Below are 24,533 nucleotides of genomic sequence, written 5' to 3' on the forward strand. Positions count from 1 at the left end.
CCTATCCGGTAAAAACATCCGTATCCGCCGCATTGACTCTCCGGCGAAGAAGCCGTATCGAAAGATGATTAATCGTTTAATCAAGATCGTCTTATGTCCGATTCCCTGCAACCAAAACAAACGGTCAATCTTAGCGATGTCGCTAAGGCTCTTGGCGTGTCAGTTGCAACGGTGTCCAATGCCTTGTCCGGCAAAGGACGCGTATCGGCCAGTCTTATCTCCCGCATTAAAACAAAAGCTGCCCAGATGGGTTATGTCCCGAGCCATACAGGGCGGGCTTTACGCACAGGACGCAACAGTGTGCTGGGTCTGGTATTGCCGGATATTGCCAATCCTCTGTTTCCGCAGATTGCTCAGGCGATTGAAGCTGCGGCAGCGGCAGCCGGTTATGGTATTCTGATTGCGGATTCCCGTGCTAATGTCAGTCTGCAGACTGAGGCGATCAACCGCCTGATTGAATATGGTGTCGATGGTCTGGTGATCGTACCGCGTCTTGGCACCCGCATTGCGGATCTGGATATTCCTGTCGCGGTGATCGACAGCCCTTCAACGCCTGGCAATACGGTTGCGGCGGATCACTGGCAGGGCGGCGAACTGGTCGGTCAGCATCTGGTGTCCGGCGGGCATCGTAAAGTGTTGCTGATCGGCAAAAATCCGGCCTCTATCGTGCAAAATGACCGTTTGGGCGGTATTCGTGCTGGATTAGGCAGACAAACAGACATTGATGTTCTGTGGATCGAACATCACGAGGCTGAATTCGGCAAAGGCGCCCATCTCGGCCTTAATGAGAAAATTGCATCCGGCACAACGGCCATTGCCGCCGTGTCTGATGTGCATGCCCTGCGTGCGATGACCGAGCTTTATCACAGTGGTTACCGTGTGCCGGATGATGTCAGTGTTATTGGTTTTGATGACCTGTTCTGGGCGTCGGGCATTACGCCTGCTCTTTCCACCGTGCGCATGGATTTGCCGCGTATCGGTGAAATTGCCATTGCTTCACTGGTGCAAGCTATTGAAGGCAAAAGTGAAAGCCGCAAAGGGCCGGTGCCGACATTCGGCACATCCCGTGTACCAATGACGCTGATTACCCGCCAAACATGCCGTTCTATTCTATCCTCATCCACTTCCGCAAAAGGACTTTAAAAGTGCTGAAGAAACTCATCGCCGCATCCACACTGGCGCTTCTGACCACAGCGTCTTACGCCGCTGACAAGACCCTGACCATTTCGGTTTACGCTTTTGCGCAGGATGATTTCAAAGAAATCCTCTACAAGCCTTTTGAAGAAAAATGTGGCTGTAAACTGGTTGTTGAAACCGGCAACAGCGTAGAGCGTCTGGCCAAAATGGAAGCCAACAAAGCCAGCCCTGTTGTGGATATGGCTGTTGTTTCCATGGCGGATGCGCTGCAAGCCTCCCGTGCCGGTCTGATCGACAAGATCGACACAGCCAAACTGTCCAACTTTGACAAGCTCTACGATATTGCCAAAGACCCGAACAAAGACGGCATGAGCGTTGGTTACACATTCTACGCAACCTCGATCGTCTACCGCACCGACAAGATGAAGATCGAATCCTGGGCAGACCTGCTGAAGCCTGAATATGCACCGCATATCGCTTTCCCGAATGTGACCACCAATCAGGGCCCGACAGCGCTTTACATGCTGGAAAAATCCCTCGGTCATAATGAAGCTGATCTGAAAAACGCCATTGCTGCGGTTGGTGAAAAGTCCGATGATATCGTGACTTTCTACGTCAAATCCTCGCAGCTCGTGCAGCTGATGCAGCAGGAAGAAATCTGGGCAGCGCCAATCGGCCGTTTCTCCTGGGCGCCTTTCACCAAACTTGACCTGCCGCTCGGCTGGGCAACACCGAAAGAAGGCCAGACCGGCGGCATGAATGTGATGGTCGTTGCCAAAGATTCCAAGAACCGTGATCTGGCGCTGGAATTCATGGACTTCTGGCTCTCAACAGAAATTCAGACCAAAATTGCTGAAAAGCTGGTCGACAGCCCTGCCAATAAGGAAGTTAAGGTTTCTGACGAAGTTGCTGAGAACATTACCTATGGCGAAGAAACCGCTAAAAGCCTTCAGCTCATTCCGTCTGATGTCGTTCTCGACAACCGTGACACATGGCTGAAAGAATGGAACGCCAAAATCGGCCAGTAATCCGGCCCAAATAACAGCAGCTGCCCGTAACATTTGCAGTTCACGGGCAGCTTTCTTTTTTGATGCATTATCCCGCCTCCGGTTAGGCCACCTGTCTTATAGGAAAGCTTATGTTCAACAACCGCACCGAAGCCATGTGGCTGGCCTTGCCGGCAGCGCTTTTCGCGGCACTTGTCTTCCTCGTCCCAGTTATTCTTCTGCTGTCTGAAGGTTTCAGATCGACAGAAGGATGGACAATTGCCCCATGGATTGATTTCTTCTCCGAGCCGATGAACCGCACCGTGTTCTGGCGTACCCTGCGGCTGGGGCTGGAAGTAACCGTTGTCGCCGCGATTATCGGCTATGCCACCGCATGGGCGATTGTCGGCCTGCCTGCCAATTCCAAAGGCCGGATGATCGGTCTGATCATGCTGCCAATGATGATCTCGCCGGTTGCCCGTACCTATGCGTGGATCGTTATTCTCGGCCGCACCGGTATTATCAATCAGGCATTGCAGGCTGTGGGTTTAAGCGATGCGCCACTGCGTATTCTGTTCACCGAAACCGCGATCTTCATCGGTCTGCTGCAGCTGTTTCTGCCGCTGATGGTAATCTCGCTGATCAGTGCGCTGGAAAATCTGCCGAAAGATGTGGTGCCTGCAGCCCGCGTGCTCGGTGCAAGCTGGTTTACCGTTTTCTGGAAAATCATTCTGCCGCTGACCAAAGAAGGTCTGGTTGTTGGCGGCACACTGGTCTTCACCGGTTCGCTCACCGCCTATATCACACCGGCCATTCTTGGTGGCTCCAAGGTTCTGATGCTGGAAACACTGCTCTATCAGCATGTAACCGTATCCAATAATTTTGCTGCGGCCAGCGTTATCGCACTCATTCTCGTGGTGATGAGTTTCGCCGCTAATATTCTTCTGAAGCGTATTGCGACAGTGAAGGGCAAAAAATGAACTCGAATTTGCTTTCACGGCTGATTAATCCGGCCAATCTGGTTCTCTGGCTCGTCATTGTCTTTCTGATCGGCCCGTTCCTCATCATCGTTGCCGCTTCTTTCTCAGCCGGTGACACACTGGCATTCCCGCCGCAGGGTTTCTCGCTGAAATGGGTCTATAAGGTCTTTACTATCGAGAGTTTCCAGCAGAGCTTCGTCACCTCCATGGTTCTGGCGGTCGGCGGCACTCTGGTGGCTTTGGCACTCGGCGTACCGGCAGCCTATGCGATGGCACGCTATGACATGCCGTTTTCTGAAACTGTGCGCACAATCGTCTCTTCGCCGATCATTGTGCCGGGTATCATCGTCGGTCTGGCGCTGCTGCGTTATTTCGTGGTGCCGGTTGGTATGTCCATCACGCTGGCGCTGTTTCTGGCGCATACAGCACTGGTGCTGCCTTATGCAGTACGCGTGGTGTCTGCCAGCCTCAATAATCTGCGTTCCGATATGGAAGAAGCGGCTGTGCTGCTCGGCTGCTCGCGCGCCGGTGCGTTCTTCCGCGTGGTGATGCCGAATATCAAAGGCGGTATTCTTTCCGCTTTCATTCTCGGTTTTGTCACCAGCTTCAATCAGGTGCCGGTGTCACTGTTCCTCTCCGGCCCCGGTGTGCGCACCCTGCCAATCGATATGCTGGGCTATATGGAAATCGTTTTTGACCCTTCCATCGCTGCCCTCTCCTCTCTGCTTGCTTTTCTGTCCATGGGCATTGTCCTTCTCGCAGAACGTTTCCTAGGATTCTCCCGCTATGTCTGATCAAGCCTTTCTTACTCTCGACCAGTTGACACTTCGTTACGGCAACACCACAGCCGTGGATAAGCTCAATCTCACAATCAACAAAGGTGAGTTGCTGGCGCTGCTCGGCCCTTCGGGCTGCGGTAAAACCACCACCATGCGTGCGATTGCAGGCCTGATGGATGTGGCAGGCGGTACTATCCGTCTTGACGACAAAGACATTACCCGTGTTGCCGCCAATAAACGCGAAATCGGGCTGGTGTTTCAGTCCTATGCGCTGTTCCCGCATCTGACCGTGTTCGACAATGTTGCTTTTGGTCTCAAACTCAAAGGCATCAAGGGTGATGAATTGCGCCAGAAAGTTGAAAGCGGTTTGAAATCCGTTGGTCTGGCCAAATTCGCTGACCGTAAGCCGCCAGAATTATCCGGTGGTCAGCAGCAGCGTGTTGCCCTTGCCCGTTCAATGGTGATGGAACCGAAAGTGCTGCTGCTTGATGAGCCGCTGTCCAATCTGGATGCGCGTCTGCGTCTCGACATGCGCACTGAATTGCAGCGCGTGCAGCAGGAAACCGGCGTCACCATGGTCTTCGTGACCCATGATCAGGCAGAAGCGCTGGCGCTCGCCGACCGTATTGTCGTGATGCGTGCCGGTGCGATTGAACAGATCGGCACACCGGAAGAGATCTATAATCATCCAGCATCGCGCTTTGTGGCGGATTTTGTCGGCTTCGAGAATGTCTATGCGATCCGCGACGGCAAACTCTATTCCGAAACTGCTGAAGTGCCGCTCAATGCACCACTGCCGAAAGCTGCCGGTCTGGCGTTCCGCCCGAAGATCGTCACGCTTGGTTCCGGTCCGCTCAAAGGTATTGTGCGCGGCGCCGCATTTGCCGGTAACACCCGTGAATATGTGCTGGAAACACCATTCGGCTCTGTCAAAGCGGATGTTGATGCCACATTGCCTGCCTATGCACTGGGCGATGAGGTTGCCTTTGATTTGCCAATTGATCAGGCGGCAATTCTGGAGCGGGAGTAAATTTCAGTATGGGTGTCTGGATTGATACGGATATGGGCTTTGATGATATCGCTGCCATTCTGGTGGTGAAACATCTGGGTCTTGAAATCGACGGTGTATCTCTCATTTTCGGAAATACGGAGCTTGGTCAGGTCTGCCGCAATGCGGCGGGTGCGACACAGGTTTTCGGCTGGGATTTTCCGATCTATCGCGGGCGACACAAACCGGTTCTGGCGGAGATTGAAACTGCCGCCGGAATTCTCGGTGAAACCGGCATTCCGACACTCGGTCTGAACTTACCCGTCTGTGAAGATAATACACAGGGCTGTGCTTTCACCGCCCTGTGTAACTGGCTGGAAAATACCTGCGGCACCAAGCGCGTTCTTGCACTTGGCCCTCTCACCAATATTGCAGCGCTGGCACTGGCACGCCCCGATCTGGCGGCACGAATTGACGAACTGGTCTGGATGGGCGGCGGCGTTGGCAAAGGCAACCACACGGCCTCAGCCGAGTTCAACGCTCTTGCCGATCCGGAAGCACTGGCAATTGTACTTGCCCATGAGCTGCCACTGAAAATGGTAGAGCTTGATTTCTGCCGTAAAATTCTCGCCACACCGGATGATGTGCATCCGATCCGTGCAGCCGGTGGTGCCAATGCCGCTTTGATTGCCGATATGACCGGCGGTTTTATCAATATTGCGATCTCGCGCGGCCGCACAGCCATGGCGCTCTATGATCCGGCAGCAGCTGTGGCTTTTGCCCGTCCTGATCTGGTACGTTTTGACAGGGCGTTCATTGGTGCGGAACTTTGCGGCTCGATGACACGCGGCCGCACCGTGGTAGAAACCCGTTCCAGCCATGCCGCCTTCAACGCGGCCTATGCAGCTGACGGCAACGCGGAAGCTATTCTCGGCATTATCCTCGACACCCTCAGGACAGAGGCAGCCAAATCATGACACGTGCAGAACCTTTTGATCTGAGTTCTCCTGAACTGCGCCTTAGAGCAACTGCTGCGGCGCGCGGTGCGGAAGCATTTGACTGCCTGATCATCAACGGCACCGTCATTGATATGGTGACCGGCGAACATCGCCGTGCCGATATCGGCATTACCGGCGCTCTGATTGCCTCCGTTCATGCACCGGACAGCCGCAAAGATGCGGCAAAAATCATTGATGCCAAAGGCGGTTATATCACACCGGGTCTGATCGATACGCATATGCATATTGAAAGCTCGATGATCACCCCTGCCACCTATGCGAATGCCGTGGTGCCGCGTGGCGTGACAACCATTGTCTGGGATCCGCATGAATTCGGTAATGTGCATGGCGTAGCCGGTGTCGACTGGGCAATTGCGGCAACCCGTGATCTGCCGCTGCGCACCATTATGCTGGCACCTTCCTGTGTGCCATCCGCACCGGGGCTGGAACTGGCCGGTGCAGATTTTGACGCTGACGTGCTGAATAACCTGCTGGCGCGCCCTGAAATCGGCGGCATTGCCGAGGTCATGACCATGCGCAATGTCATTGACGGCGAACCGCGCATGAGTGCCATTGTCCATGCGGGGCTGGCAGCGGACAAGCCGGTTTGCGGCCATGCACGCAGCCTCACCGGCTCTGATCTCGCGGCCTTTATGGCTGCGGGTGTGACCTCCGATCATGAGCTGGTTTCCGGCCATGATCTGATGGAAAAACTGCGCGCCGGTCTCACCATTGAGATGCGCGGCTCCCACGACCATCTGTTGCCGGAATTTGTGCAGGAACTGAACCGCCTCGGCCATCTGCCGCAAACAGTGACACTCTGCACGGATGATGTGTTCCCCGACGATCTGCTCAATGCCGGTGGTCTGGATGATGTGGTGCGCCGCCTCGTGCGCTACGGTATGAAGCCGGAATGGGCATTGCAGGCGGCAACGCTCAATGCAGCATGCCGCTTTGGCCGCGATGACCTTGGTCTGATTGCAGCAGGGCGCCGTGCGGATATTGTGATCTTCGACAACCTGTCCGACTTCACTGCACAGACCGTGATGACCAACGGTACCGTAGCTGCTGAAAACGGCATTCTCGCACATGCCCTCACCAGCACCAGTGCCGGTGAGTTCCTGCAGTCCATGAAGATCAGTGCATTAAGCGCCGATGATTTCCGCGTTCGCAGCGATGCCAAGCGTGTTGTTGTGGCAACCATTGACCGCCCGCGCTTTACCCAATGGGGACAAGCGGAAACGGAAGTCGCCGATGGTTTTGTAGTACCGCCGCAAGGTGCAACTATGATTGCTGTTGCCCATCGCCATGGTCGTGCAGAGGAGAAACCGCGCGTTGGTTTTCTGCGTGAATGGGGCAGCTGGCGTGGTGCTTTCGCCACCACAGTTTCCCATGACAGCCATAATCTCACAGTCTTTGGCGGCAACGAAGAAGACATGGCACTCGCAGCCAATGCGGTGATTGCTGCCGGTGGCGGCATGGCTGTTGCACTAAATGGCAAAGTCACCGCTCTGCTGCCATTGCCAGTCTCCGGCCTGGTGTCTGAGGCATCGCTGGCCGATGTCGCCGCACAGTTTGCAGCTTTGCGCACAGCTATGGATGATGTGGTCGACTGGCAGCCGCCTTATCTCATTTTCAAAGCCTGTTTTGGTGCAACACTGGCCTGCAATGCCGGTCCGCACCAGACTGATCAGGGCATTGCCGATGTTAAAACCGGACAAGTGCTGGCCTCCCCTATTTTGCAAGTGACAGAGTAATACCCATGACAGACCCTATCCTCGACGACATTGCTTTTCTGACCGAGCTGCGCCGCAATCTGCATGCGCATCCTGAACTCGGTTTTGAAGAAGAGCGCACCTCGGATATTGTTGCCAAACTTCTGGAAGAGGCAGGTATCACCATTCATCGCGGTCTTGGCGGCACAGGCGTGGTCGGCACTTTGCAAATTGGTAACGGCACCCGCACCATTGGCCTGCGCGCCGATATGGATGCGCTGGCAATGCCGGAAGTGGCGGATCGCCCTTATAAATCAAAATTCGCCGGTAAAATGCATGCCTGCGGCCATGACGGCCACACCACACTTTTGCTGGGTGCAGCCCGCGCTCTGGCCAAAAGCCGTAACTTCTCCGGCACTGTGCATTTCATCTTCCAGCCTGCGGAAGAAGGGCGTGGTGGCGCCAAGCGCATGGTTGAAGAAGGATTGTTCAACCTTTTTCCGTGCGATGCTGTCTATGGCCTGCATAATATGCCGGGCCTTGATCCTGATGAAATCGCTGTGGTTGAAGGCCCGCAACTTGCCTCATCCGACAGCTGGCGCGTCACCTTCCGCGGCACCGGCACCCATGGTGCCAAGCCGCATCTCGGCAAAGATCCGGTCACGGCAGCGGCTACTTTCATCGCCTCATTGCAGACAATTATCGGCCGCGTGGTCGATCCGTTGCAACCGGCTGTCGTCAGCGCCTGCTCTTTGCAGGCGGGTGATCCGAAGGCGCTTAATGTTATTCCGGATATTGTAGAAATCGGCGGTACGGCCCGTGCTTATACCCCGCATGTCCGTGATCAGCTTGAGACGGAAATCGGCCGTCTCGCGCAGGGTACTGCGATGATGTATGGCATTGTTGCCGAATATGAGTTTATCCGCCGCATCCCGCCGGTCGTCAACAATGCCGACGCCACAGCCCGTGCATTACGTGCAGCACAGGATGTGTTTGGCAGCAAAGTGCGCACCAGTTTCCCGCCTTCGACTGCAGGTGATGATTTCGCCTTCTTCGCCGGTGAGGCACCGGGTTGCTATGTATGGCTCGGCAACGGCCCTGCTGTAGACGGTGCTCTGCATCACAATACTGCCTATGACTTCAATGACGATGCCATTGAACACGGCGTGCGTTTCTGGACACGCCTTGTGGAGCAGGAATTGTCAGGAGACCATGATGCAACCGCATGAATTCTGGCAAAAGCTCTATGCACCTGAAACATTTGATGTGCAGGGCGTACACGAGACTTTCTTTCCGGCCACGCTGGATGACGGCCGTCAGTTGCAACTGCCGATCCGTCCTCTCTCGGATAAACAACACGCGCTGGCATCTCTGATCGTCAATCAGGCAGCCTTTGATGTAGTCGATGCTTTATCTGATGATCTGGCCACTAAACTCAAAGCCTTTGAGCCGGATGTGATCGTCGGCCTGCCGACACTGGGTCTGACCCTTGCCAGTGAAGTAGCACGCAAACTCGGCCACAGCCGCTATGTGCCTTTGGGGACTTCGCGCAAATTCTGGTATGAGGAAGAACTCTCAGTACCGCTGTCTTCCATCACCACACCGGATCAGATTAAACGGCTCTATATCGATCCGCGTATGCTGCCACTGCTTGATGGTCGCCGTATTGCTCTGGTTGACGATGTGATCTCCAGCGGCACTTCGATTGTGGCGGCGCTCAATCTGCTGAACTCCCGTGCGCTTAAGCCGGTTGTTATCGGTGCGGCTATGCTGCAAACCCAGCGCTGGCGTGCCCCGCTTGAGCAACTCGGCACTGAATTTGCAGAGATGACACGCGGCTGCTTCACCACACCGATGCTGAAGCATGGTGACAACGGCGGCTGGATAATCGCCGCCTGACAAGGCCGTTTACAGGTCCGATGCATTCACGGGCTCAGTCAGCAATAACATAGCGGGACTGTAAGTTTCAGGATCAAGACGCCTGGTCAGGATTGCCGCAATAGCAATGCTGACCATGTGCCATTTCCAGCCCGCAGCAAAACTTCCGGTCTGCTCATGAAGCACGGAAACAATCAAAGGCGGCAGGGCTGCCAGCAAAAAGCCCCCGCCCTGCATGACTGCGGAAAGCGCTCCGGCCTGTAACGGGTCAGGAATGTGCTCCAGAGCCACCACCAGCAGCAGTGAAAAACAGCCCCCCAGTCCGGCACCGACAAGAGCAACATAAAGAAACGGAGCACTTGCAGGTGCGAAAGAAAAACCGGCAAATCCTGTAAACTGCATCGCCAGCGCCAGCCACAGCCATGGTCTGCGATCTCGGCTGTTGCCGTGCGCCAAAGCAGGCATAATCAGAGCGGAAACAGCCTGACACAGCGCCATGACGGCAAGCAGACTACCGCTTGCCGTAACACTCCACCCCGCTTCCTGATAATAAGGCGCAAGCCAGGCTATGACGGATGAATAGCCGCCATTCACCAGCCCGAATGCAATCATCAGCAACCATGTCCGTGGACGAGAGAACAATTTTGTCAGGCTTTTACCGGTCTGAACTGAAGAAGAAGCAGGAAGTACCGCCCATACCAGAACAGTTGCAAGAAGTCCCAGGATTGCAAAATAACCTAAGCCTGCCTGCCATGTTCCGGTCAGCTGCACAATGACAGGCGACAATTGCGCACCAAGCGCGCCGCCTGCCAGTAGCATAGCGGAATATAGCCCCATAATATTGGCGAAATGCTCGGGAAAACGCTGCTTGATAATTGCAGGAAAAAGCGCCTGCACCGCCGCAACGCCAAGGCCGATAATTGCTGCGGTCATCAGCAATGCAGGCCCTGTGGTTACAGTCAGCCGCATCAAAGTACCGACAGTGATACAGGTCAGCGCCGCAAGAAGAATGCCGCGCATCTCACCTGTGCGTAACAATGCGGGACCGGCAAATGCTACACAGCCCATCAGCGCCATAGGTATCAGTGTCAACAGCGCCATACCGTGATGGCTCAGTCCGGTTGCGTGACTGATATCTTCTGCGAGAGGGCCGATAGCCGCAATAAAAGGCCGGAGATTAAGTGCCACAACAATAACAGCCATCAGGAAAATATAATTTCTGCCTCCCTTCATATTCGTCTTTCTCCTGATCGTTTTGCCTGCAGGCATAGTGAAGCAGGCAGCCACGCACCCCGCTCATAGCGCCCTGAAAAACTGCCTGCTTTACCGGAATCTTGTCTTATATGTCAGCTGATACGTGCGTAATGTTCAAAGCCGACGCTCTTCAGCGGAATTGCCTCATGCTGATAGCCAACCGGACGGATCGGGCTTTTGAGCTCACGGGACAAAAGCTTGCGTTCACGACGCTTCTCCGGATGCACAATCGGCACCGCATCCAGCAAACGCCGCGTATAAGGATGTGCAGGTGAACTCAAGACAGCATCACGCGGGCCGATCTCGATAATCTCCCCCAGATACATGACCGCGATGCGATCGCTGACTTTTTCAACCACCGCCATATCATGGGAAATGAAAAGGATGGAAATGGCATATTCCTCCTGAATTTCCTCCAGCAAGTCCAGAATTTGCGCCTGAATGGACACATCCAGAGCGGAAACCGGCTCATCGGCGATAATCACCTTCGGGTTCAGAGCCAATGCGCGAGCAATGCAGATACGCTGCCGCTGACCACCGGAAAACTGATGCGGATAGCGGTCTGCATGTGCTTTTGTCAGCCCCACCCTGTCCAGCAATTGCAAAACCCGTGCCTGTATTTCAGCGGCAGTTCCCATACCATGAATATGCAACGGTTCCGCAACAATCTGCGCAACTGTCATACGCGGGTTCAAAGACGCATAAGGATCCTGAAAAACCATCTGGATACGTTTACGTGTTTCACGCATATCCGAGGCATTCATATCTCCCAGTTTACGCCCCTGCAGCCATATTTCACCGCTATTGGCCTGTATCAGTTGCATGATCGCTTTGCCGGTCGTGGATTTACCGCAACCGCTTTCGCCAACCAGTGATAAGGTTTCTTTTTCCCGCAGCTCAAAGGAGACATTTTCCACCGCGTGAACATTGGCAACAACGCGCTGAAACATGCCCTGACGCACAGAAAACCGTGTCACGAGATTGCGCACACTCAGTACAGCATCCGATGTTTTCTCAACGACAAAGGCATCATTACCGCGCATCTCACCAAGCTTGGGTGCTGCATCCAGCAAGCGGCGGGTATATTCATGCTGCGGATTGTTGAAAACAGCGTGAACCTCTCCTCTTTCAACAATTGCTCCGTTCAGCATCACCACAACCTTGTCGGCGATCTCGGCCACGATCCCCATATCATGGGTAATCAGCAGAATGGCCATGCCGGTTTCCTGCTGAATAGTTTTCAGCAGAGCCAGAATTTCCGCCTGCACAGTCACATCCAGTGCCGTGGTCGGTTCATCAGCAATCAGCAAATCCGGCTTGCACAGAATGGCCATGGCGATCATCACACGCTGGCGCATACCGCCTGACAGCTCATGGGGATATTGCTTCAACCGTCGCTCGGCTTCCGGAATGCGCACCTGATTAAGCGCCTCCAATGCAAGACGCCCCGCTTCAGTCTTGCTCACCTGCCGGTGCCTGATAACAACCTCAGCCAGTTGCGCCTCAATCGTCAGAACCGGATTAAGCGAAGTCATCGGCTCCTGAAAGATCATAGCAATGCGATCACCACGCAGCGCCTGCACCTGCTTTTCTTCCATCGCGTAGAGATCAACACTCTGTCCCGCTTTGTCATAGAGCAGCGCCTGCCCGCCGGTGATTGTGCCGCCCATAAATCCGACCAGCCGCATCACCGACTTGGCCGTTACCGATTTGCCGGAGCCGGACTCACCGACCAGCGCCACGATCTCCCCGCGCCCGATGGCAAGGTCTATGCCTTTCACAGCAAAAGTTGTGGCATCCATGCCCTTAAACTTTACAGCGAGGTCAGAAATTTCGAGCAATTTTTCGGTCATCATAATCTCCGGCAAACAGGCTTTTATGGTCTCAGCAAGCAGCGTAAGCGCGAATTTCCACGGCGCAGTCACGCCGTGCCGCATGTCCCGTTACAACCGACAATGCCGGAACACCTTCAGGATCAATCCAGTCATTCCACACTTCGCAAAAAGCGTCATATTCGCTGATATCGAACAGCCAGACCTGCACCATCAGAATGTCTTTTCGCGATGATCCGACACTCTGAAAATAGTCATCAATAATATTCAGGATCTGCAAAGACTGGTCTTTGACATCTCCCCCTTTATCCGGTGCTGTCAGACAGACCGAAGCCAGTTTGTCGGATGCTTTTCCGAGACATATTCTCGGCTGATGTCCTGCTCCGTCGATCCGGCCAAGCTCTCTCAGTTCCATAGGGTTCTCCAGTTCTTAAGGCTTGAGTTCGGTCTGTGTTTTAGCTGCGATAAGCAATCACAACAGCTTCCACGAGCACATCGGAACGGTAGAGCTCTCCGCTGACGCAGGTACGTGCCGGCGGGTTGGCAGGGTCAGCCCATTCATTCCACACAGAATTCATGGCGCCGAAATAGCGCATGTCTTTCAGCCAGATATGAACAACGAAAATGGATTTGTGATCAGAGCCTGCGGTTTCCAGAAGCCGGTCAATTTTCTGCAGCACTTCCCTCGTCTGCTCTTTGATATCGCCGCTTGTGTCGGTTGCATGCACACCGGACAAGAACACCATATCATTATGAACAACGGCCATGCTTTTCAGAGCGCCATCAGTCTTTGAGATTTCAATACGTTCGACCAAAGTAGTTGTTCCTTCTTTTTAAGTTACAGAATTTTTGGATAACGAAGTTCAGATCATCTCGTGCTCAGACGAGGATCAAAATGCGTTCTGAGAACATCACCAAGCAGATTGATGGCCAGCACCGTGGTGAAGATGCAAAGGCCGGGGAAGAATGCCATCCACCAGGATGTGCTGATGTAAGAGCGCGCATCCGCCAGCATTCCGCCCCATGTCGGTGTTGATGCAGGCACACCCAGTCCCAGAAAACTGAGACTTGATTCAGCAATAATCGCTGTCGCCATGGCGAAAGTACCGACAATCAGGGATGACTGGATGAGATTAGGCAGAATATGTTTCCACAGGATGTGACCGTCCCGCGCACCGAGAGACCTAGCGGCCACAACAAAATCCCGTTCGCGCAAGCTCAGTGCCTCGGCGCGTGCCAGACGGCAATAGGGAATCCAGCGTTGTGAGGCGAGCGCGATAATCAGAATGCCGAGGCTCTGGCCAAGGAAAGCGACAATGGAAATCGCCAGCAGCAAGGGCGGGAAAGCCCAGACGACCTCCAGAAATTTCTGAATGACAGAGTCAACACGACCGCCGTAATAGCCGGAAACCACGCCGAGTGTGACACCAACCAGACCGGAGAAAATAACCACGGCAACAGCAATAATCAGTGAAACGCGCGAGCCGTAAATGATGCGGCTTAACAGATCCCGTCCGACATGATCCGTTCCGAGAAAATGCGGGCCGGTCGGTTGCGGCGGCATCAAAGCCAGCATCAGATCCTGCTTGTTCGGATCAAACGGTGCCAGCAAAGGGGCAAAGAGGCTGGCGATCAACAACAGGCTGACAACACCCAAACCAAAAACAGCTTTCGGTGTTCTGACAATCTCTGTGAGTTTTTCTGTACTGAAGCGAAAAGTCATCGGCATTACCTCAGACGGATACGCGGATCGACAATCGTGTAAATCATGTCAATCACGAGATTAATGAAAACGAAAAGCGAGGTGTAGACGAGGACAAGGCCGGTAATCAGCGGAAAATCGCGGAAGGTTATGCCCTGCAGCAGCAGATAGCCGATGCCGGGCCAAGAGAAGACCGTCTCAACAATGATCGCGCCGCTGATGAGTGTGCCGAATTCAAGCCCGATGATGGTGACAACGGAAATCAGAGCATTACGGAAAGCATGGCGCCACAAAACGACACGCGCCGACATACCTTTGGCTCGAGCGGTCATGACGTAATCTTCCTGCAAATTTTCCAGCACGGATGCACGGGTAATCTGCATGATGATGCCCGCCATATTGGTGCCCAATACGATAACCGGCAATGTCAGATGCCGCACTGCATCCCACAGCGCATCCCAGCGCCCTGCGAGTAACGCATCGATTGTCAGGAAGCCTGTAATAGCCGGAACATCCATGCCCCATGTTGCACGCCCGCCCGATGGCAGGAGATTGAACATACCTGCAAAGAGCAGGATCAGGAGAATCCCCAGCCAGAAATTTGGCAGGCTGATACCGAAAAATCCGCCGATTGAGCCGATCGTATCGACAAAGGAGTTCGGCTTGCTGGCAGCCCAGACACCAAGCGGCAATCCCAGAATGACGGCAAGCAGTGTGGAATAGATGGCAAGCTCAATACTGGCCGGCAAACGCTGTAAAATGAGATCCATGACAGGTTCGCGATAGCGGAAGGATTCTCCCAGATCTCCCATCAGTGCATTCTTGATAAAGGTCAAATACTGAATATAGACAGGCTGATCAAGCCCCCAGGCAATACGGATATTCTGCCGGATCTCTTCAGTTACCTCATCGCTGACCAGCATATCCACGGGATCGCCGGGTGCGAGTTTTATCAGTACAAAAATCAAAAGTGTCACCATGAAGAGCACAGGAATTGTGCCCAACACGCGCTTCAGCGTATAGCCCAACATGGAAAATCCTCGGGAATTGACCGGAGCATGCCACGGCAAAGCGGAAGCAAACTTCCGGCTGCGGAATACGCAATATTAAAAAGACGGGTACATAGTCTGATCAGTGCAACCGGATCGGCCGGCTCCCGAAACCGGACAGGAATATCCCTTATCCGGTTTCAGAAAATCCGCATCGGAAATCAGCGCAGGTGGATTTCCCAGCCGTTCACGCGGTCGGCTTTGCTCGGTTTGAAATCGATGCTTTTGGAAACACCCCATGCCAGTCGGTGCAGCCAGAGGAAACAAGCCGGAGCGTCTTCCGTGATTGTCACCATGGCTTTATTCAGCATGGAGACCCGTTTGGTGAAGTCAAATTCTTCACGCTCGGCCTGCAGCAGCTTATCGACTTCCGCATTGGAATATTTCAGACGCGGTGATGCACCGGTTTCAAAATATTGCGCCAGCGCAGGGGACGGATCCAGCATATTGCCGCGCCCCATATAATAGAATGGTGTGTCGCCGCGCTGTACATTCGTCCACAGAGTTGCCCATTCCGGTGTCTTCAGCGTTGCTTTAAAGCCCGCCTCTTCCAGCATCGGAATAATCGCCTCGGTAATCTGGCGGTCTGCAATATAGCGTCCTACCGGCGTGTAAAGATCAACCGCAACACCGGTTGCACCGGCCTCTGCCAGCAAGCTCTTTGCTTTTTCCGGATTATAATCAAACGGTGTTTTGTAATCTGCGTCATAGCCAAGCTGACCTGCGCCGACCGGTCCGTTCAGTAAGGTTGCCTGATTACCGAGAATAGCGCGGGCAATACCTTCACGGTTGATTGCATGACATACCGCTTTACGCACCCGTGCATCATCCCATGGCTTGGTTTCAGGACTCATGGCAATGAACATAGCTTCTGCGGAATCGACCATTTCAACTGTCGCATTCGACATTTGCTGCACGCGGTTTATCAGCTGCGGCGGAATTCCCTGCGCGATCTGCACCTCTCCATTGGCCAGCGCGGTCACACGCTGTTCCGGCTCGGTCATCATCCGGTAAAGAATGCGCTTCGGATTTGTCTCACTGACCATCGGATGGCCATCCACGCGCTCAATCACAATATGGCTGCCGATACCGACTTCCACCAATTTATACGGGCCTGCACCAATCGGATGCTGACGATCAGCTTCCTGCGCGCCGTATTTGTCATAGATGGATTTGGATGTGATTTGCATGAATGCCAGATAATTCGGCAGCGTGGAGATTTTTTGCGTTGTTGTAATCCGCATACGCAGATCATCAAGCGCTTCAACATTTTTAATATACTGGACAGAGGCTTGAGACATGCTCTGCGGGTCGTTCCGCGCGCGCTCCATCGAATGGATCACATCTGCAATAACAACCGGCTCTCCGTTATGACGCTTCTGATCCGGACGCAGAGTCAGGATCCAGTTCAGGTCATCTTCAGGCTCAAGACTCTCTGCCAGAAACGGAACGAATTTTGCCTGTTCAAAATCCCAGCGCGTCAGGCAGCCATAAATCTGACACCAGATCGAACCGATCAGCACAACGGAATCCGCATAGGGATTATAACCCGTCACACCTTCGGTAATCGCAACAGTGATTTGATCAGATTTTTGAGCCTGTGCCGGTGATCCCGCAACACTGACAGCCAGTGCAGCACCCAACAGCAGGGCCTTTTTAATTCCCTTAATCATCTTTCCCCTCCTCTTTTTATGTCATGCGTGACAAGAAGTAGTTTTTTTTAAATAAGTAAGCTATTACTTACTTTCTTGTCAATTGCCCTCATTGCAAAATGCGTAAATATACGGTCTGAAATGTCAGAGCGTCGGAGGATTACAGAATGAGTAAAGTGGATATAAGCACTTCCAAAGCTGTGCGCTCGCGCAATGCCCAAGCCACAAGCCAGGCTATTCTCGAATCAGCCATTGTTGAATTTTGCGAATATGGCCTGAGCGGTGCCAGCACATCGCGTATTGTCGAGCGTGCAGGCTGTAATATCCGCATGCTTTACCATTATTTCCAGAACAAAGAGACGCTGTATAAAGCGGCTCTGGAACAGGTTTACAACCAGCTGCGCGGCAGGGAAGCGGAGCTGAGCATACTCGACCGCGACCCGATGGATGCGATTAAAACCCTGACCGCATTCACCTTTGATTATATGCGGGACACCCCCGCTTTTATCAAACTCGTACTTGGCGAAAACCTGTTGCAGGGAGAGTTCATCAGTACCATCCCGAGCATACCGCGCTCGTCACGCCCGTTTATTCAGTCGATCCAGACACAACTCGACCGTGGTGTTGCGGCAGGAATATTCCGCTCGGGGATCGATGCCACCCAGCTTTATATTTCTATCGTCTCTCTCAGCTTCATGTATCTTTCCAGCCAATATACGCTGTCCGTTACTTTTGGCGTCGATATATCCTCAGAGGAGAATATCCGCACGCGCCGTCTTCACGTTGTTGATATGATTGAGAAATATCTGAGACTAGGCGCTGAATAAGACTTTCATACAGTATCTTAAAACAAAAACTGCCGTCAGATCGCTAAAATCTGACGGCAGCATAAAATGCGTAAGCCGTATTTACCAGTCCATGACCACTTTGCCGGAATTGCCGGAGCGCATGGCTTCGAAACCGTCGCGGAATTCATCAATCCTGATGCGGTGGGTAATAACCGGAGACAGATCAAGCCCGCCCTGAACAAAGGCGATCATCTTGTACCAGGTCTCAAACATCTCCCGCCCGTAAATACCTTTCAGATTAAGCATTTTGAAAATGACCTTGTTCCAGTCGATTTCAAAACCGGCAGGGGCGATACCGAGAATAGCGATCTTGCCGCCATTATTCATCTTGTCGATCATATCGCGGAATGCAGGTGCAGCACCGGACATTTCCAGCCCGACATCAAAGCCTTCTGTCATACCGATGGATTTCATGACGTCATCAAGATTTTCTCTTGAGGCATCCACCACATAATCAATGCCGACTTTTTTGGCCAGATCCAGCCGCACCGGATTGATATCGGTGATGACAACCTTGCGCGCGCCCGCACGTTTGGCAACCATTGCCCCCATGATGCCGATCGGGCCTGCACCGGTAACCAGCACATCCTCGCCGATCAGATCGAAAGACAAAGCCGTATGCACAGCATTGCCGAAAGGATCAAAAATAGCAGCGATTTCATCCGGCACTTCATCCGGGATAGCCACCACATTATATTCCGGCAGGCAGATGAACTCTCCGAAAGAACCCGCGCGGTGCACACCTACACCAAGCGTATTGCGGCACAGATGGCCACGACCCGCACGGCAGTTGCGGCACTTGCCGCACACAATATGCCCCTCACCCGAAACCCGCTCGCCGACTTTATATTTGGTCACAGCCGAGCCGATCTCTGCGATCTCGCCCATAAATTCATGACCGACAACCATCGGCACAGGCACTGTGTTTTGCGCCCACTGATCCCAGTTCCATATATGCACATCCGTGCCGCAGATTGCGGATTTTTTGACCTTAATCAGCACATCATTCGGGCCGATCTCAGGAACAGGAACACGCTCCATCCACAGACCCGGTTCTGCCTTTGCTTTCACCAGGGCTTTCATCATATTCGTCATTGGAGTTCCCTCAGATAATGCCTAATTCACGGCCGGTTTGTTCAAAGACCGCAATAGCTTTGCGTACATCCTGCTCCGAATGGGCTGCCGACATTTGTGTACGGATACGCGCCTGACCTTTCGGTACCACAGGGAACGAAAAGCCGGTTACATAGACGCCTTTTTCAAGCATTCGTGCGGCCATTTCCTGTGCCAGTGCCGCATCACCCAGCATCACCGGAATGATCGGGTGGCCGTCTCCGGCAAGTGTAAAGCCGAGCTTTGTCATTTCACGACGGAACAATTCTGCATTCGCAGCGAGACGGGCACGAAGTTCCGCACCGTTTTCAATCAGATCAAAAACTTTCAGCGATGCCGCAGCAATAACCGGCGCAAGTGTGTTGGAAAACAGATAAGGCCGTGAGCGCTGACGCAGCCATTCCACAGTTTCAGCCTTGGCAGATGTATAACCGCCGGATGCACCGCCAAGCGCCTTGCCGAGTGTGCCGGTGATAATATCAATCCGTCCTTCAACGCCGCAATATTCAGCAGAGCCACGACCATTTTTGCCGACAAAACCAACCGCATGGCTGTCATCGACCATGACCATCGCATTATATTTGTCCGCGAGATCACAAACGCCCTGCAGATTGGCAATAATCCCGTCCATCGAGAACACGCCGTCTGTGGCGATCAGTTTAAAGCGGGAACCCTCCGCCTTCTTCAGCTCTTCTTCAAGCGCAGCCATATCATTATTGGCGTAACGGAACCGTTTTGCCTTCGACAGACGGATACCGTCAATAATCGAGGCATGGTTCAGCGCATCAGAAATAATTGCGTCTTCTTCACCGAACAGCGTTTCAAAAAGCCCGCCATTCGCATCAAAACAGGAAGAATAAAGAATAGTATCTTCCATGCCGAGGAATGAGGAAATCCGGTCTTCCAGCTGTTTGTGCTCTTCCTGCGTCCCGCAGATAAAACGCACCGAGGCCATGCCGTAGCCATAACGGTCGAGCGCCTGTTTCGCAGATTCTGTCAGTTCTTCATTATCCGCCAGTCCGAGATAATTATTGGCACAAAAATTCAGAACGCGATCTCCCGAGGCCACTTCGATTTCACCGGCCTGTTTGGAGGTAATAATACGCTCGGTTTTATACAGGCCGGATGTTTTCAGGCCATCCAGCTCGGAACGGAGATGTCGAAGAAAATCATGTGTCATGCTTGAAGCTCTCTCACAATTATACCGGCATCTGCCCCGCATTTTATCAGTTTTTTCCGATGCAGGGCAGACAGAATGCAGATCAGTTATTGACCGGTTGCATAACCATTTTTGCAAAGTCCGGTCAGGTCAGACAGGGAAAGCGCATCCATATTCAATGCGTTCAAAAGATCGTTTTCAGCAGTAAAATCCCGTCCGTACATTGCCGAGAAGATTTTAACGCCTGCCTCATGCAATTCGGCAGGCTTACCTGCAAGGCGAGCCAGTCTGGCAGTCATCACCAGACCGAACGGCACATCTTCCGTGACATAGCGGCTGTCCGCTGTGGTCGGGCCGGAACCGCCATTGCCTGCGGCATGCATTTCCTGATTCATCTGCGAAATCGAGCTGACAGGAACATGAAATGAAAGATGGAAATGCTCGAAGATTGTCCGCACTTGCAGCCCCAGAGCAGTAGCAACATTGATGCGCTCCTGATCCAAATCTTCCAGAAGACGTCCGACATTCGGTGTTACATTCTGCCCCTGACTCCAGCTTTCACCGCGTTCCATACGGGTCATATTCCCCAGTGCAATACCCATGTGGTTTTGCGGATTGAGATTGGACAAAGCGATGGCCAGCAGGCTGCCACGATCCACGAAACGATCCCCGAACAGTGTCTGGCAGAGCGCCAGCCCTTCTGCGCTGCGAGACTCCGGCACTGTCGCAAGATCAATACGTTTGCGTACAGTGTTCACATTCACTTCCGTCTGACTCAGCTGACGGCCTGAGACAACCGTAGTTCCCCACGCAATGACCGGCACGCTGATATCACGCGCAGCCAGAAGGCGGGACAGATAAAGCGCACCAAAGGAGGCATGAGAGCTGATAATAACACTCTGTTCCGTACGAATATAAGGTGCCACAGCATCGAGCACCGCCTTGTGCCCGTAGGCAGGCAGAGCCACCACAAGCACATCAGAACCTTCGGCCAGTGCACGCGCATCTGCTGCCACCTGCGGCCGGAATGTGCCAATCACAGCACCGGAAGCAGTCAGCGCCTCCCCTGCGGTCAGCGCTTTTGTGCGCTCACCCGATGGTGACCAAAGAATAGCTGTGTGGCCTGCCTGTTCCAGAAATGCTGCCATACCAAACGCGATTGATCCGGCGCCAATAATCCCTACCCGCATAGTTTTTTGTTCCTCACTCATAATCATTCAAATTATTCTGCGGTTGTTCCGCATTTTGTTATTTGGGTCGTAAATTGCTGCCAAAGCCGCCATTAACACCGGCAAAGGCAACGACCAGAAAGGCTTTGGCAGGCTGACTGCCAATACTGGTCAGGCAATGCGGCACCTCTGCCGAATAACGGGCTGTTTCACCCGCCCTGACCACCGTTTGCGACGCTGTGTTGGAAACGTGGATTTCGCCCTCAAGGCAATGCAGATGCTCCATTGTTCCCGGACTATGTGCCTCACTCTCCAGTTTGCCGTTGAGGTCAAAAGTCAAAAGATACCATTCGATCAGTGCAATCATGCTGGCCGGCGCCAGAATCTGCAAAGTACAGGTACCGTCCGGACTGCGGATCGTCGGCGTCAGATTGCCGGGCAGCAGATGGATCTGATCTGTCCGCTCATTGGTCACGCCGCCCATCAGGCAATCCAGATTAACCCCAAGTGCCTGTGTCAGATGCCACAGCGTGCCATAGGTCGGATTGGCATTACCGCGCTCGATCTCGGAAAGAATGGAACGCGATACGCCTGCCATAACGGAGAGATCCGCCAGTGTAAGCTTTCGCTCTTTACGCAAAGCCTGCAAACGAGGCCCGATTTCCGGTGGTGTCAGCTGCTTCATTTGCTCACTCCTCAAACTATGCCGCAGACCTATTCCTCTACAGGCTCTCCCAATGTATGCATCAGTCTGTTTGCCCAGCCGAAAAGTGATGCAGACAGAATGAGATCGAGGATTTCATTCTGATCCAGCCCTGCTTCGGTCAGCGCCTGCATGTCGGTTGCATCAGCCTGCGGCGGACAGGCCGACAGACGAACTGCAAAATTGAAAATTGCTTTCAGCCGCGGTTCAATATCCGCATTCACACCATCCTTAAAAATGGCGGCAATGGTATCCTCTTCCTTTGCCAGCTGATTATAGCGGCTTGCATGCACCGCCGCGCAATAAATACATTGGTTTACAACCGAAGCTCCCACTGCCCCGATTTCCCGCTCCGCACGGGACATGCCGCCGCGATTATACATCACGCCGTTAAACAGCGGTGACCGGTGTTTCAGCGTTTCTGCATCATGTGCCAGCACCAGAAGATAGTCAGAAACCTTGGTGTTGGACGGCGTGACTTTCAGCGCATCCAACTGCTCCGGCATCGCATCCGCCAGCACAACCGGCGTCACATAGGGTTTCCAGACCGGCACTGTTGTCGTGAATTCATGAATGGTCTTACCCATGTAAACCTCTCATCAAACGCAAACCGGCTGCGACACGTAGCTGATAGCTTACAAATGCCAGAAGCTCCGAAAGCCGCACAATATCAGCGTCATTCACACCGGCCTGACGCAGCTTTTCAATATCGGCACCTGTGGCATCTTTAGGAGCGCGCGTCACAAGATCCGTATGCCGGATCAAAGCCTGCAAACGCTGATCGTCACCACCGTTGAAATTCAGATCAGCGATAAGAGCCGCTTCTGCGGCATTGTCCGCCTGTTCCAGCAAAGTTGTGAAATGCTGTGTCAGCGCTTCGTCCTGATTATGTCTGGCAACACGCACTGCAATAGCGGCACGCTCGGCACGGGACAGCCCTCCCGCATCAGCAGGCATTAAGGCACTGTCATGGGTTTGCTGTGTCAGCGCCAGAATATCCGCACGGCCTGCCAGCACCTCACGCAGAGGATCCGTGGCTCCGATACCGGCGGCGCTGATAAGAATATCCGCAGTTTCCGTCATTATACCTCCTCCGCCTGTTGCGATTGTATCTGCTCTGCATCCGGCAAAGGTGAAGCTTTCCACTCATCGCCCTGCAGTTCCGGCGTGCTGTAATCCAGCAAAGCCTGCCAGTGCTGCTCAAAATTTTCCTGATAAAGCCGGGCTGCAATTTCACGGGCGAGAATGGCCGCCCCTTCGCTGATGCCCGGAATATCACCGCTCAGTTTGCCAAGACTGGCCGCCGCACCGGCATTGAAACTGTAGATATTAGCCAGCCACGGAGCCGTGCCCGCCTCTTTCTCGCGGAAAGAGAAATCCGCTGAGAGATAAGGATGATTGCCGAGTTCTTTATTTGCCTCACCGGCCGGAGGTGTATAGCAATCGCGCCAGAGCAGGATTTTATCCGCATAGGCTTCCAGTTCTTTGCGTGCCAGCGGGTCAACGGTGAAGCCGGTGCCGAGGATCAGGAAATCCGTAACCAGCCGGCTACCGTCCTGCGTTGTGATAATGAGTTCATCACCGCTCTGCTCGACCGATTTCACACCGGCATTAAAATGAAAATACGCATTGTCATGACGGCTGACCCGCAGCGTTGAGCCGCGCGGCGCAGGGGTCTGGGTGCGCAATGAATAATTCATGATCTGCCAGCGTCGGGCGTCATCCAGCTTGGAAAAAGCGGCCGTAAAACCAAAGGAGCCAATACCCATCAGCTTGTTGATCTGCGGCATTTCCTTGCGGCGGATAAGATGACGCACCTCTTTGGCACCAGCTTCCAGCGCTTCAGCGGCATTATCTACCGCAGAGGCTCCCACACCGACCACAACCACCCGTTTGGAACGCAGTGCCTGAAAATCAATCGCATCAGAAGAATGCGCCCAGAACTTCCTGTCCAGCCCCGCTACAAAATCCGGAATATTGGGATGCCCCATACCGTCACGGCCTGTCGCCATGACAATTTTGCGCGCCAGAATTGTCGCTTCCTTGGCACCGCTGCCCGCCAGTGTCAGGCGCATCAGCGGCCCTTCCGGCAGGATGGATTTTACCTCGACATTATTCTCAACCGGCAGAGACAGAACTTTCCGGTACCAGCGCAGATAGTCCATCCACATCGGGCGCGGGATTTTATCCATCTCAGCCCATGCATCATTGCCGAATTGTGCCACATACCACGAGCGGAATGTCAGCGAAGCAATGCCATATGCAGGACCTGTCAGCTGTTTTGGCGAGCGCAGTGTTTCCATACGCGCATAAGTCAGCCACGGGCCTTCAAAACCTTCAGGACTGCGATCAAAAATACGAATATTACGGATGCCGCCCGCCAGCAGTGAAAATCCGGCAACGAGCCCGCACATGCCGCCGCCGATAATCACGACATCATGCACTTTCTCTGCACCATCAGTTGTTTCCACCCAGTTTGCAGGCGGATAACAAAGACAGGCCAGATCATCGCGGACACGAAGTTCCAATTCTTCAAGAGTGGAAGCAGCAACCTTAAGCGGCGCCTGCGCGTTATATTGCATAACTCATTT

At 53.5% G+C, this 24,533-nt stretch carries 24 protein-coding genes; 10 read left to right on the plus strand and 14 right to left on the minus strand.

Annotated features, from left to right (window positions below):
• Positions 1 to 93 precede the first annotated feature (93 nt).
• The 9 genes from HBA93_RS00275 (at position 94) to HBA93_RS00315 (ending at position 9,482) form a co-directional block, all read left to right on the plus strand.
• Positions 94 to 1,143, plus strand: coding sequence for a LacI family DNA-binding transcriptional regulator (locus HBA93_RS00275; protein WP_221721941.1), 1,050 nt, complete (start codon positions 94 to 96; stop codon positions 1,141 to 1,143).
• A gap of 5 nt (positions 1,144 to 1,148) precedes the next feature.
• Positions 1,149 to 2,165 (plus strand): ABC transporter substrate-binding protein, encoded by a 1,017-nt coding sequence (locus HBA93_RS00280; RefSeq protein ID WP_221722175.1) that lies wholly within the window; start codon positions 1,149 to 1,151, stop codon positions 2,163 to 2,165.
• A gap of 110 nt (positions 2,166 to 2,275) precedes the next feature.
• On the plus strand, positions 2,276 to 3,103 hold the full coding sequence (locus HBA93_RS00285) for an ABC transporter permease (protein ID WP_022709509.1): 828 nt from the start codon (positions 2,276 to 2,278) through the stop codon (positions 3,101 to 3,103).
• A complete protein-coding gene (locus HBA93_RS00290; protein WP_075654281.1) occupies positions 3,100 to 3,897 on the plus strand; it encodes an ABC transporter permease in 798 nt (265 codons plus the stop codon). Before HBA93_RS00285 ends, HBA93_RS00290 begins: the two co-directional genes overlap by 4 nt.
• Complete coding sequence (locus HBA93_RS00295) at positions 3,890 to 4,912, plus strand: ABC transporter ATP-binding protein (protein WP_221721942.1); 1,023 nt, start codon at positions 3,890 to 3,892, stop codon at positions 4,910 to 4,912. The genes HBA93_RS00290 and HBA93_RS00295 overlap by 8 nt, the downstream gene beginning before the upstream one ends.
• An 8-nt stretch (positions 4,913 to 4,920) precedes the next feature.
• A complete protein-coding gene (locus HBA93_RS00300; RefSeq protein WP_221721943.1) occupies positions 4,921 to 5,847 on the plus strand; it encodes a nucleoside hydrolase in 927 nt (308 codons plus the stop codon).
• Complete coding sequence (locus HBA93_RS00305) at positions 5,844 to 7,625, plus strand: adenine deaminase (RefSeq protein WP_221721944.1); 1,782 nt, start codon at positions 5,844 to 5,846, stop codon at positions 7,623 to 7,625. The genes HBA93_RS00300 and HBA93_RS00305 overlap by 4 nt, the downstream gene beginning before the upstream one ends.
• Positions 7,626 to 7,630: 5 nt before the next feature.
• Positions 7,631 to 8,812 (plus strand): amidohydrolase, encoded by a 1,182-nt coding sequence (locus tag HBA93_RS00310; RefSeq protein WP_221721945.1) that lies wholly within the window; start codon positions 7,631 to 7,633, stop codon positions 8,810 to 8,812.
• The gene (locus HBA93_RS00315) at positions 8,799 to 9,482 is read left to right on the plus strand and encodes a phosphoribosyltransferase (protein ID WP_122092311.1); all 684 of its coding nucleotides are present in this window, start codon (positions 8,799 to 8,801) and stop codon (positions 9,480 to 9,482) included. Before HBA93_RS00310 ends, HBA93_RS00315 begins: the two co-directional genes overlap by 14 nt.
• Before the next feature lie 9 nt (positions 9,483 to 9,491).
• Here HBA93_RS00315 and HBA93_RS00320 read toward each other — a convergent pair whose 3' ends face one another.
• The 7 genes from HBA93_RS00320 to HBA93_RS00350 all read right to left on the minus strand — a co-directional run bounded on the left by HBA93_RS00320 (position 9,492) and on the right by HBA93_RS00350 (position 16,971).
• Positions 9,492 to 10,694 carry a cyanate transporter gene (locus tag HBA93_RS00320; protein WP_221721946.1) on the minus strand — a complete coding sequence of 401 codons (1,203 nt, stop codon included), beginning with the start codon at positions 10,692 to 10,694 and terminating at the stop codon, positions 9,492 to 9,494.
• A gap of 113 nt (positions 10,695 to 10,807) precedes the next feature.
• A complete protein-coding gene (locus HBA93_RS00325) occupies positions 10,808 to 12,568 on the minus strand; it encodes an ABC transporter ATP-binding protein (protein ID WP_221721947.1) in 1,761 nt (586 codons plus the stop codon).
• A gap of 31 nt (positions 12,569 to 12,599) precedes the next feature.
• Positions 12,600 to 12,962 (minus strand): Rid family hydrolase, encoded by a 363-nt coding sequence (locus HBA93_RS00330; protein ID WP_022709500.1) that lies wholly within the window; start codon positions 12,960 to 12,962, stop codon positions 12,600 to 12,602.
• 40 nt (positions 12,963 to 13,002) lie between these two features.
• Positions 13,003 to 13,362, minus strand: coding sequence for a RidA family protein (locus HBA93_RS00335; protein WP_022709499.1), 360 nt, complete (start codon positions 13,360 to 13,362; stop codon positions 13,003 to 13,005).
• A gap of 53 nt (positions 13,363 to 13,415) precedes the next feature.
• Positions 13,416 to 14,270 carry an ABC transporter permease gene (locus HBA93_RS00340; protein WP_221721948.1) on the minus strand — a complete coding sequence of 285 codons (855 nt, stop codon included), beginning with the start codon at positions 14,268 to 14,270 and terminating at the stop codon, positions 13,416 to 13,418.
• Positions 14,271 to 14,275: 5 nt separating this feature from the next.
• Positions 14,276 to 15,280 (minus strand): ABC transporter permease, encoded by a 1,005-nt coding sequence (locus HBA93_RS00345; protein ID WP_022709497.1) that lies wholly within the window; start codon positions 15,278 to 15,280, stop codon positions 14,276 to 14,278.
• Between the two features lie 179 nt (positions 15,281 to 15,459).
• Positions 15,460 to 16,971 carry an ABC transporter substrate-binding protein gene (locus HBA93_RS00350; RefSeq protein WP_121993940.1) on the minus strand — a complete coding sequence of 504 codons (1,512 nt, stop codon included), beginning with the start codon at positions 16,969 to 16,971 and terminating at the stop codon, positions 15,460 to 15,462.
• Between the two features lie 146 nt (positions 16,972 to 17,117).
• On the opposite strand from HBA93_RS00350, the gene HBA93_RS00355 reads away from it, so the two are divergent.
• The gene (locus tag HBA93_RS00355) at positions 17,118 to 17,777 is read left to right on the plus strand and encodes a TetR/AcrR family transcriptional regulator (protein ID WP_221721949.1); all 660 of its coding nucleotides are present in this window, start codon (positions 17,118 to 17,120) and stop codon (positions 17,775 to 17,777) included.
• Positions 17,778 to 17,858: 81 nt separating this feature from the next.
• Here HBA93_RS00355 and tdh read toward each other — a convergent pair whose 3' ends face one another.
• The 7 genes from tdh to HBA93_RS00390 all read right to left on the minus strand — a co-directional run bounded on the left by tdh (position 17,859) and on the right by HBA93_RS00390 (position 24,524).
• A complete protein-coding gene (gene tdh, locus HBA93_RS00360) occupies positions 17,859 to 18,893 on the minus strand; it encodes an L-threonine 3-dehydrogenase (RefSeq protein WP_121993938.1) in 1,035 nt (344 codons plus the stop codon).
• Between the two features lie 10 nt (positions 18,894 to 18,903).
• A complete protein-coding gene (locus HBA93_RS00365; RefSeq protein ID WP_116086659.1) occupies positions 18,904 to 20,091 on the minus strand; it encodes a glycine C-acetyltransferase in 1,188 nt (395 codons plus the stop codon).
• A gap of 86 nt (positions 20,092 to 20,177) precedes the next feature.
• The gene (locus HBA93_RS00370; protein WP_221722176.1) at positions 20,178 to 21,260 is read right to left on the minus strand and encodes an NAD/NADP octopine/nopaline dehydrogenase family protein; all 1,083 of its coding nucleotides are present in this window, start codon (positions 21,258 to 21,260) and stop codon (positions 20,178 to 20,180) included.
• Between the two features lie 58 nt (positions 21,261 to 21,318).
• Positions 21,319 to 21,924, minus strand: coding sequence for a helix-turn-helix domain-containing protein (locus HBA93_RS00375; RefSeq protein ID WP_121993936.1), 606 nt, complete (start codon positions 21,922 to 21,924; stop codon positions 21,319 to 21,321).
• A gap of 29 nt (positions 21,925 to 21,953) precedes the next feature.
• Entirely contained in the window at positions 21,954 to 22,529 is a 576-nt protein-coding gene (locus HBA93_RS00380) for a peroxidase-related enzyme (protein WP_221721950.1), read from the minus strand.
• Entirely contained in the window at positions 22,522 to 23,025 is a 504-nt protein-coding gene (locus tag HBA93_RS00385) for a CMD domain-containing protein (protein ID WP_221721951.1), read from the minus strand. Before HBA93_RS00385 ends, HBA93_RS00380 begins: the two co-directional genes overlap by 8 nt.
• A complete protein-coding gene (locus tag HBA93_RS00390) occupies positions 23,025 to 24,524 on the minus strand; it encodes an NAD(P)-binding domain-containing protein (RefSeq protein WP_221721952.1) in 1,500 nt (499 codons plus the stop codon). Before HBA93_RS00390 ends, HBA93_RS00385 begins: the two co-directional genes overlap by 1 nt.
• Positions 24,525 to 24,533 lie beyond the last annotated feature (9 nt).

Source organism: Ochrobactrum sp. SFR4 (genome assembly GCF_019730395.1).
GTDB lineage: Bacteria > Pseudomonadota > Alphaproteobacteria > Rhizobiales > Rhizobiaceae > Pseudochrobactrum.

Excerpts from the sequence above, each read along its gene's own strand:
- HBA93_RS00365 (WP_116086659.1), bottom strand. The coding sequence starts at position 20,091 with ATGACACATGATTTTCTTCGACATCTCCGTTCCGAGCTGGATGGCCTG.
- HBA93_RS00380 (WP_221721950.1), bottom strand. The coding sequence starts at position 22,529 with ATGGGTAAGACCATTCATGAATTCACGACAACAGTGCCGGTCTGGAAA.
- HBA93_RS00390 (WP_221721952.1), bottom strand. The coding sequence starts at position 24,524 with ATGCAATATAACGCGCAGGCGCCGCTTAAGGTTGCTGCTTCCACTCTT.
- HBA93_RS00290 (WP_075654281.1), top strand. The coding sequence starts at position 3,100 with ATGAACTCGAATTTGCTTTCACGGCTGATTAATCCGGCCAATCTGGTT.
- HBA93_RS00310 (WP_221721945.1), top strand. The coding sequence starts at position 7,631 with ATGACAGACCCTATCCTCGACGACATTGCTTTTCTGACCGAGCTGCGC.
- HBA93_RS00370 (WP_221722176.1), bottom strand. The coding sequence starts at position 21,260 with ATGCGGGTAGGGATTATTGGCGCCGGATCAATCGCGTTTGGTATGGCA.
- HBA93_RS00340 (WP_221721948.1), bottom strand. The coding sequence starts at position 14,270 with ATGACTTTTCGCTTCAGTACAGAAAAACTCACAGAGATTGTCAGAACA.
- HBA93_RS00275 (WP_221721941.1), top strand. The coding sequence starts at position 94 with ATGTCCGATTCCCTGCAACCAAAACAAACGGTCAATCTTAGCGATGTC.
- HBA93_RS00330 (WP_022709500.1), bottom strand. The coding sequence starts at position 12,962 with ATGGAACTGAGAGAGCTTGGCCGGATCGACGGAGCAGGACATCAGCCG.
- HBA93_RS00305 (WP_221721944.1), top strand. The coding sequence starts at position 5,844 with ATGACACGTGCAGAACCTTTTGATCTGAGTTCTCCTGAACTGCGCCTT.
- HBA93_RS00325 (WP_221721947.1), bottom strand. The coding sequence starts at position 12,568 with ATGACCGAAAAATTGCTCGAAATTTCTGACCTCGCTGTAAAGTTTAAG.
- HBA93_RS00350 (WP_121993940.1), bottom strand. The coding sequence starts at position 16,971 with ATGATTAAGGGAATTAAAAAGGCCCTGCTGTTGGGTGCTGCACTGGCT.
- HBA93_RS00320 (WP_221721946.1), bottom strand. The coding sequence starts at position 10,694 with ATGAAGGGAGGCAGAAATTATATTTTCCTGATGGCTGTTATTGTTGTG.
- HBA93_RS00315 (WP_122092311.1), top strand. The coding sequence starts at position 8,799 with ATGCAACCGCATGAATTCTGGCAAAAGCTCTATGCACCTGAAACATTT.
- HBA93_RS00295 (WP_221721942.1), top strand. The coding sequence starts at position 3,890 with ATGTCTGATCAAGCCTTTCTTACTCTCGACCAGTTGACACTTCGTTAC.
- HBA93_RS00300 (WP_221721943.1), top strand. The coding sequence starts at position 4,921 with ATGGGTGTCTGGATTGATACGGATATGGGCTTTGATGATATCGCTGCC.
- HBA93_RS00345 (WP_022709497.1), bottom strand. The coding sequence starts at position 15,280 with ATGTTGGGCTATACGCTGAAGCGCGTGTTGGGCACAATTCCTGTGCTC.
- tdh (WP_121993938.1), bottom strand. The coding sequence starts at position 18,893 with ATGACGAATATGATGAAAGCCCTGGTGAAAGCAAAGGCAGAACCGGGT.
- HBA93_RS00355 (WP_221721949.1), top strand. The coding sequence starts at position 17,118 with ATGAGTAAAGTGGATATAAGCACTTCCAAAGCTGTGCGCTCGCGCAAT.
- HBA93_RS00385 (WP_221721951.1), bottom strand. The coding sequence starts at position 23,025 with ATGACGGAAACTGCGGATATTCTTATCAGCGCCGCCGGTATCGGAGCC.
- HBA93_RS00375 (WP_121993936.1), bottom strand. The coding sequence starts at position 21,924 with ATGAAGCAGCTGACACCACCGGAAATCGGGCCTCGTTTGCAGGCTTTG.
- HBA93_RS00285 (WP_022709509.1), top strand. The coding sequence starts at position 2,276 with ATGTTCAACAACCGCACCGAAGCCATGTGGCTGGCCTTGCCGGCAGCG.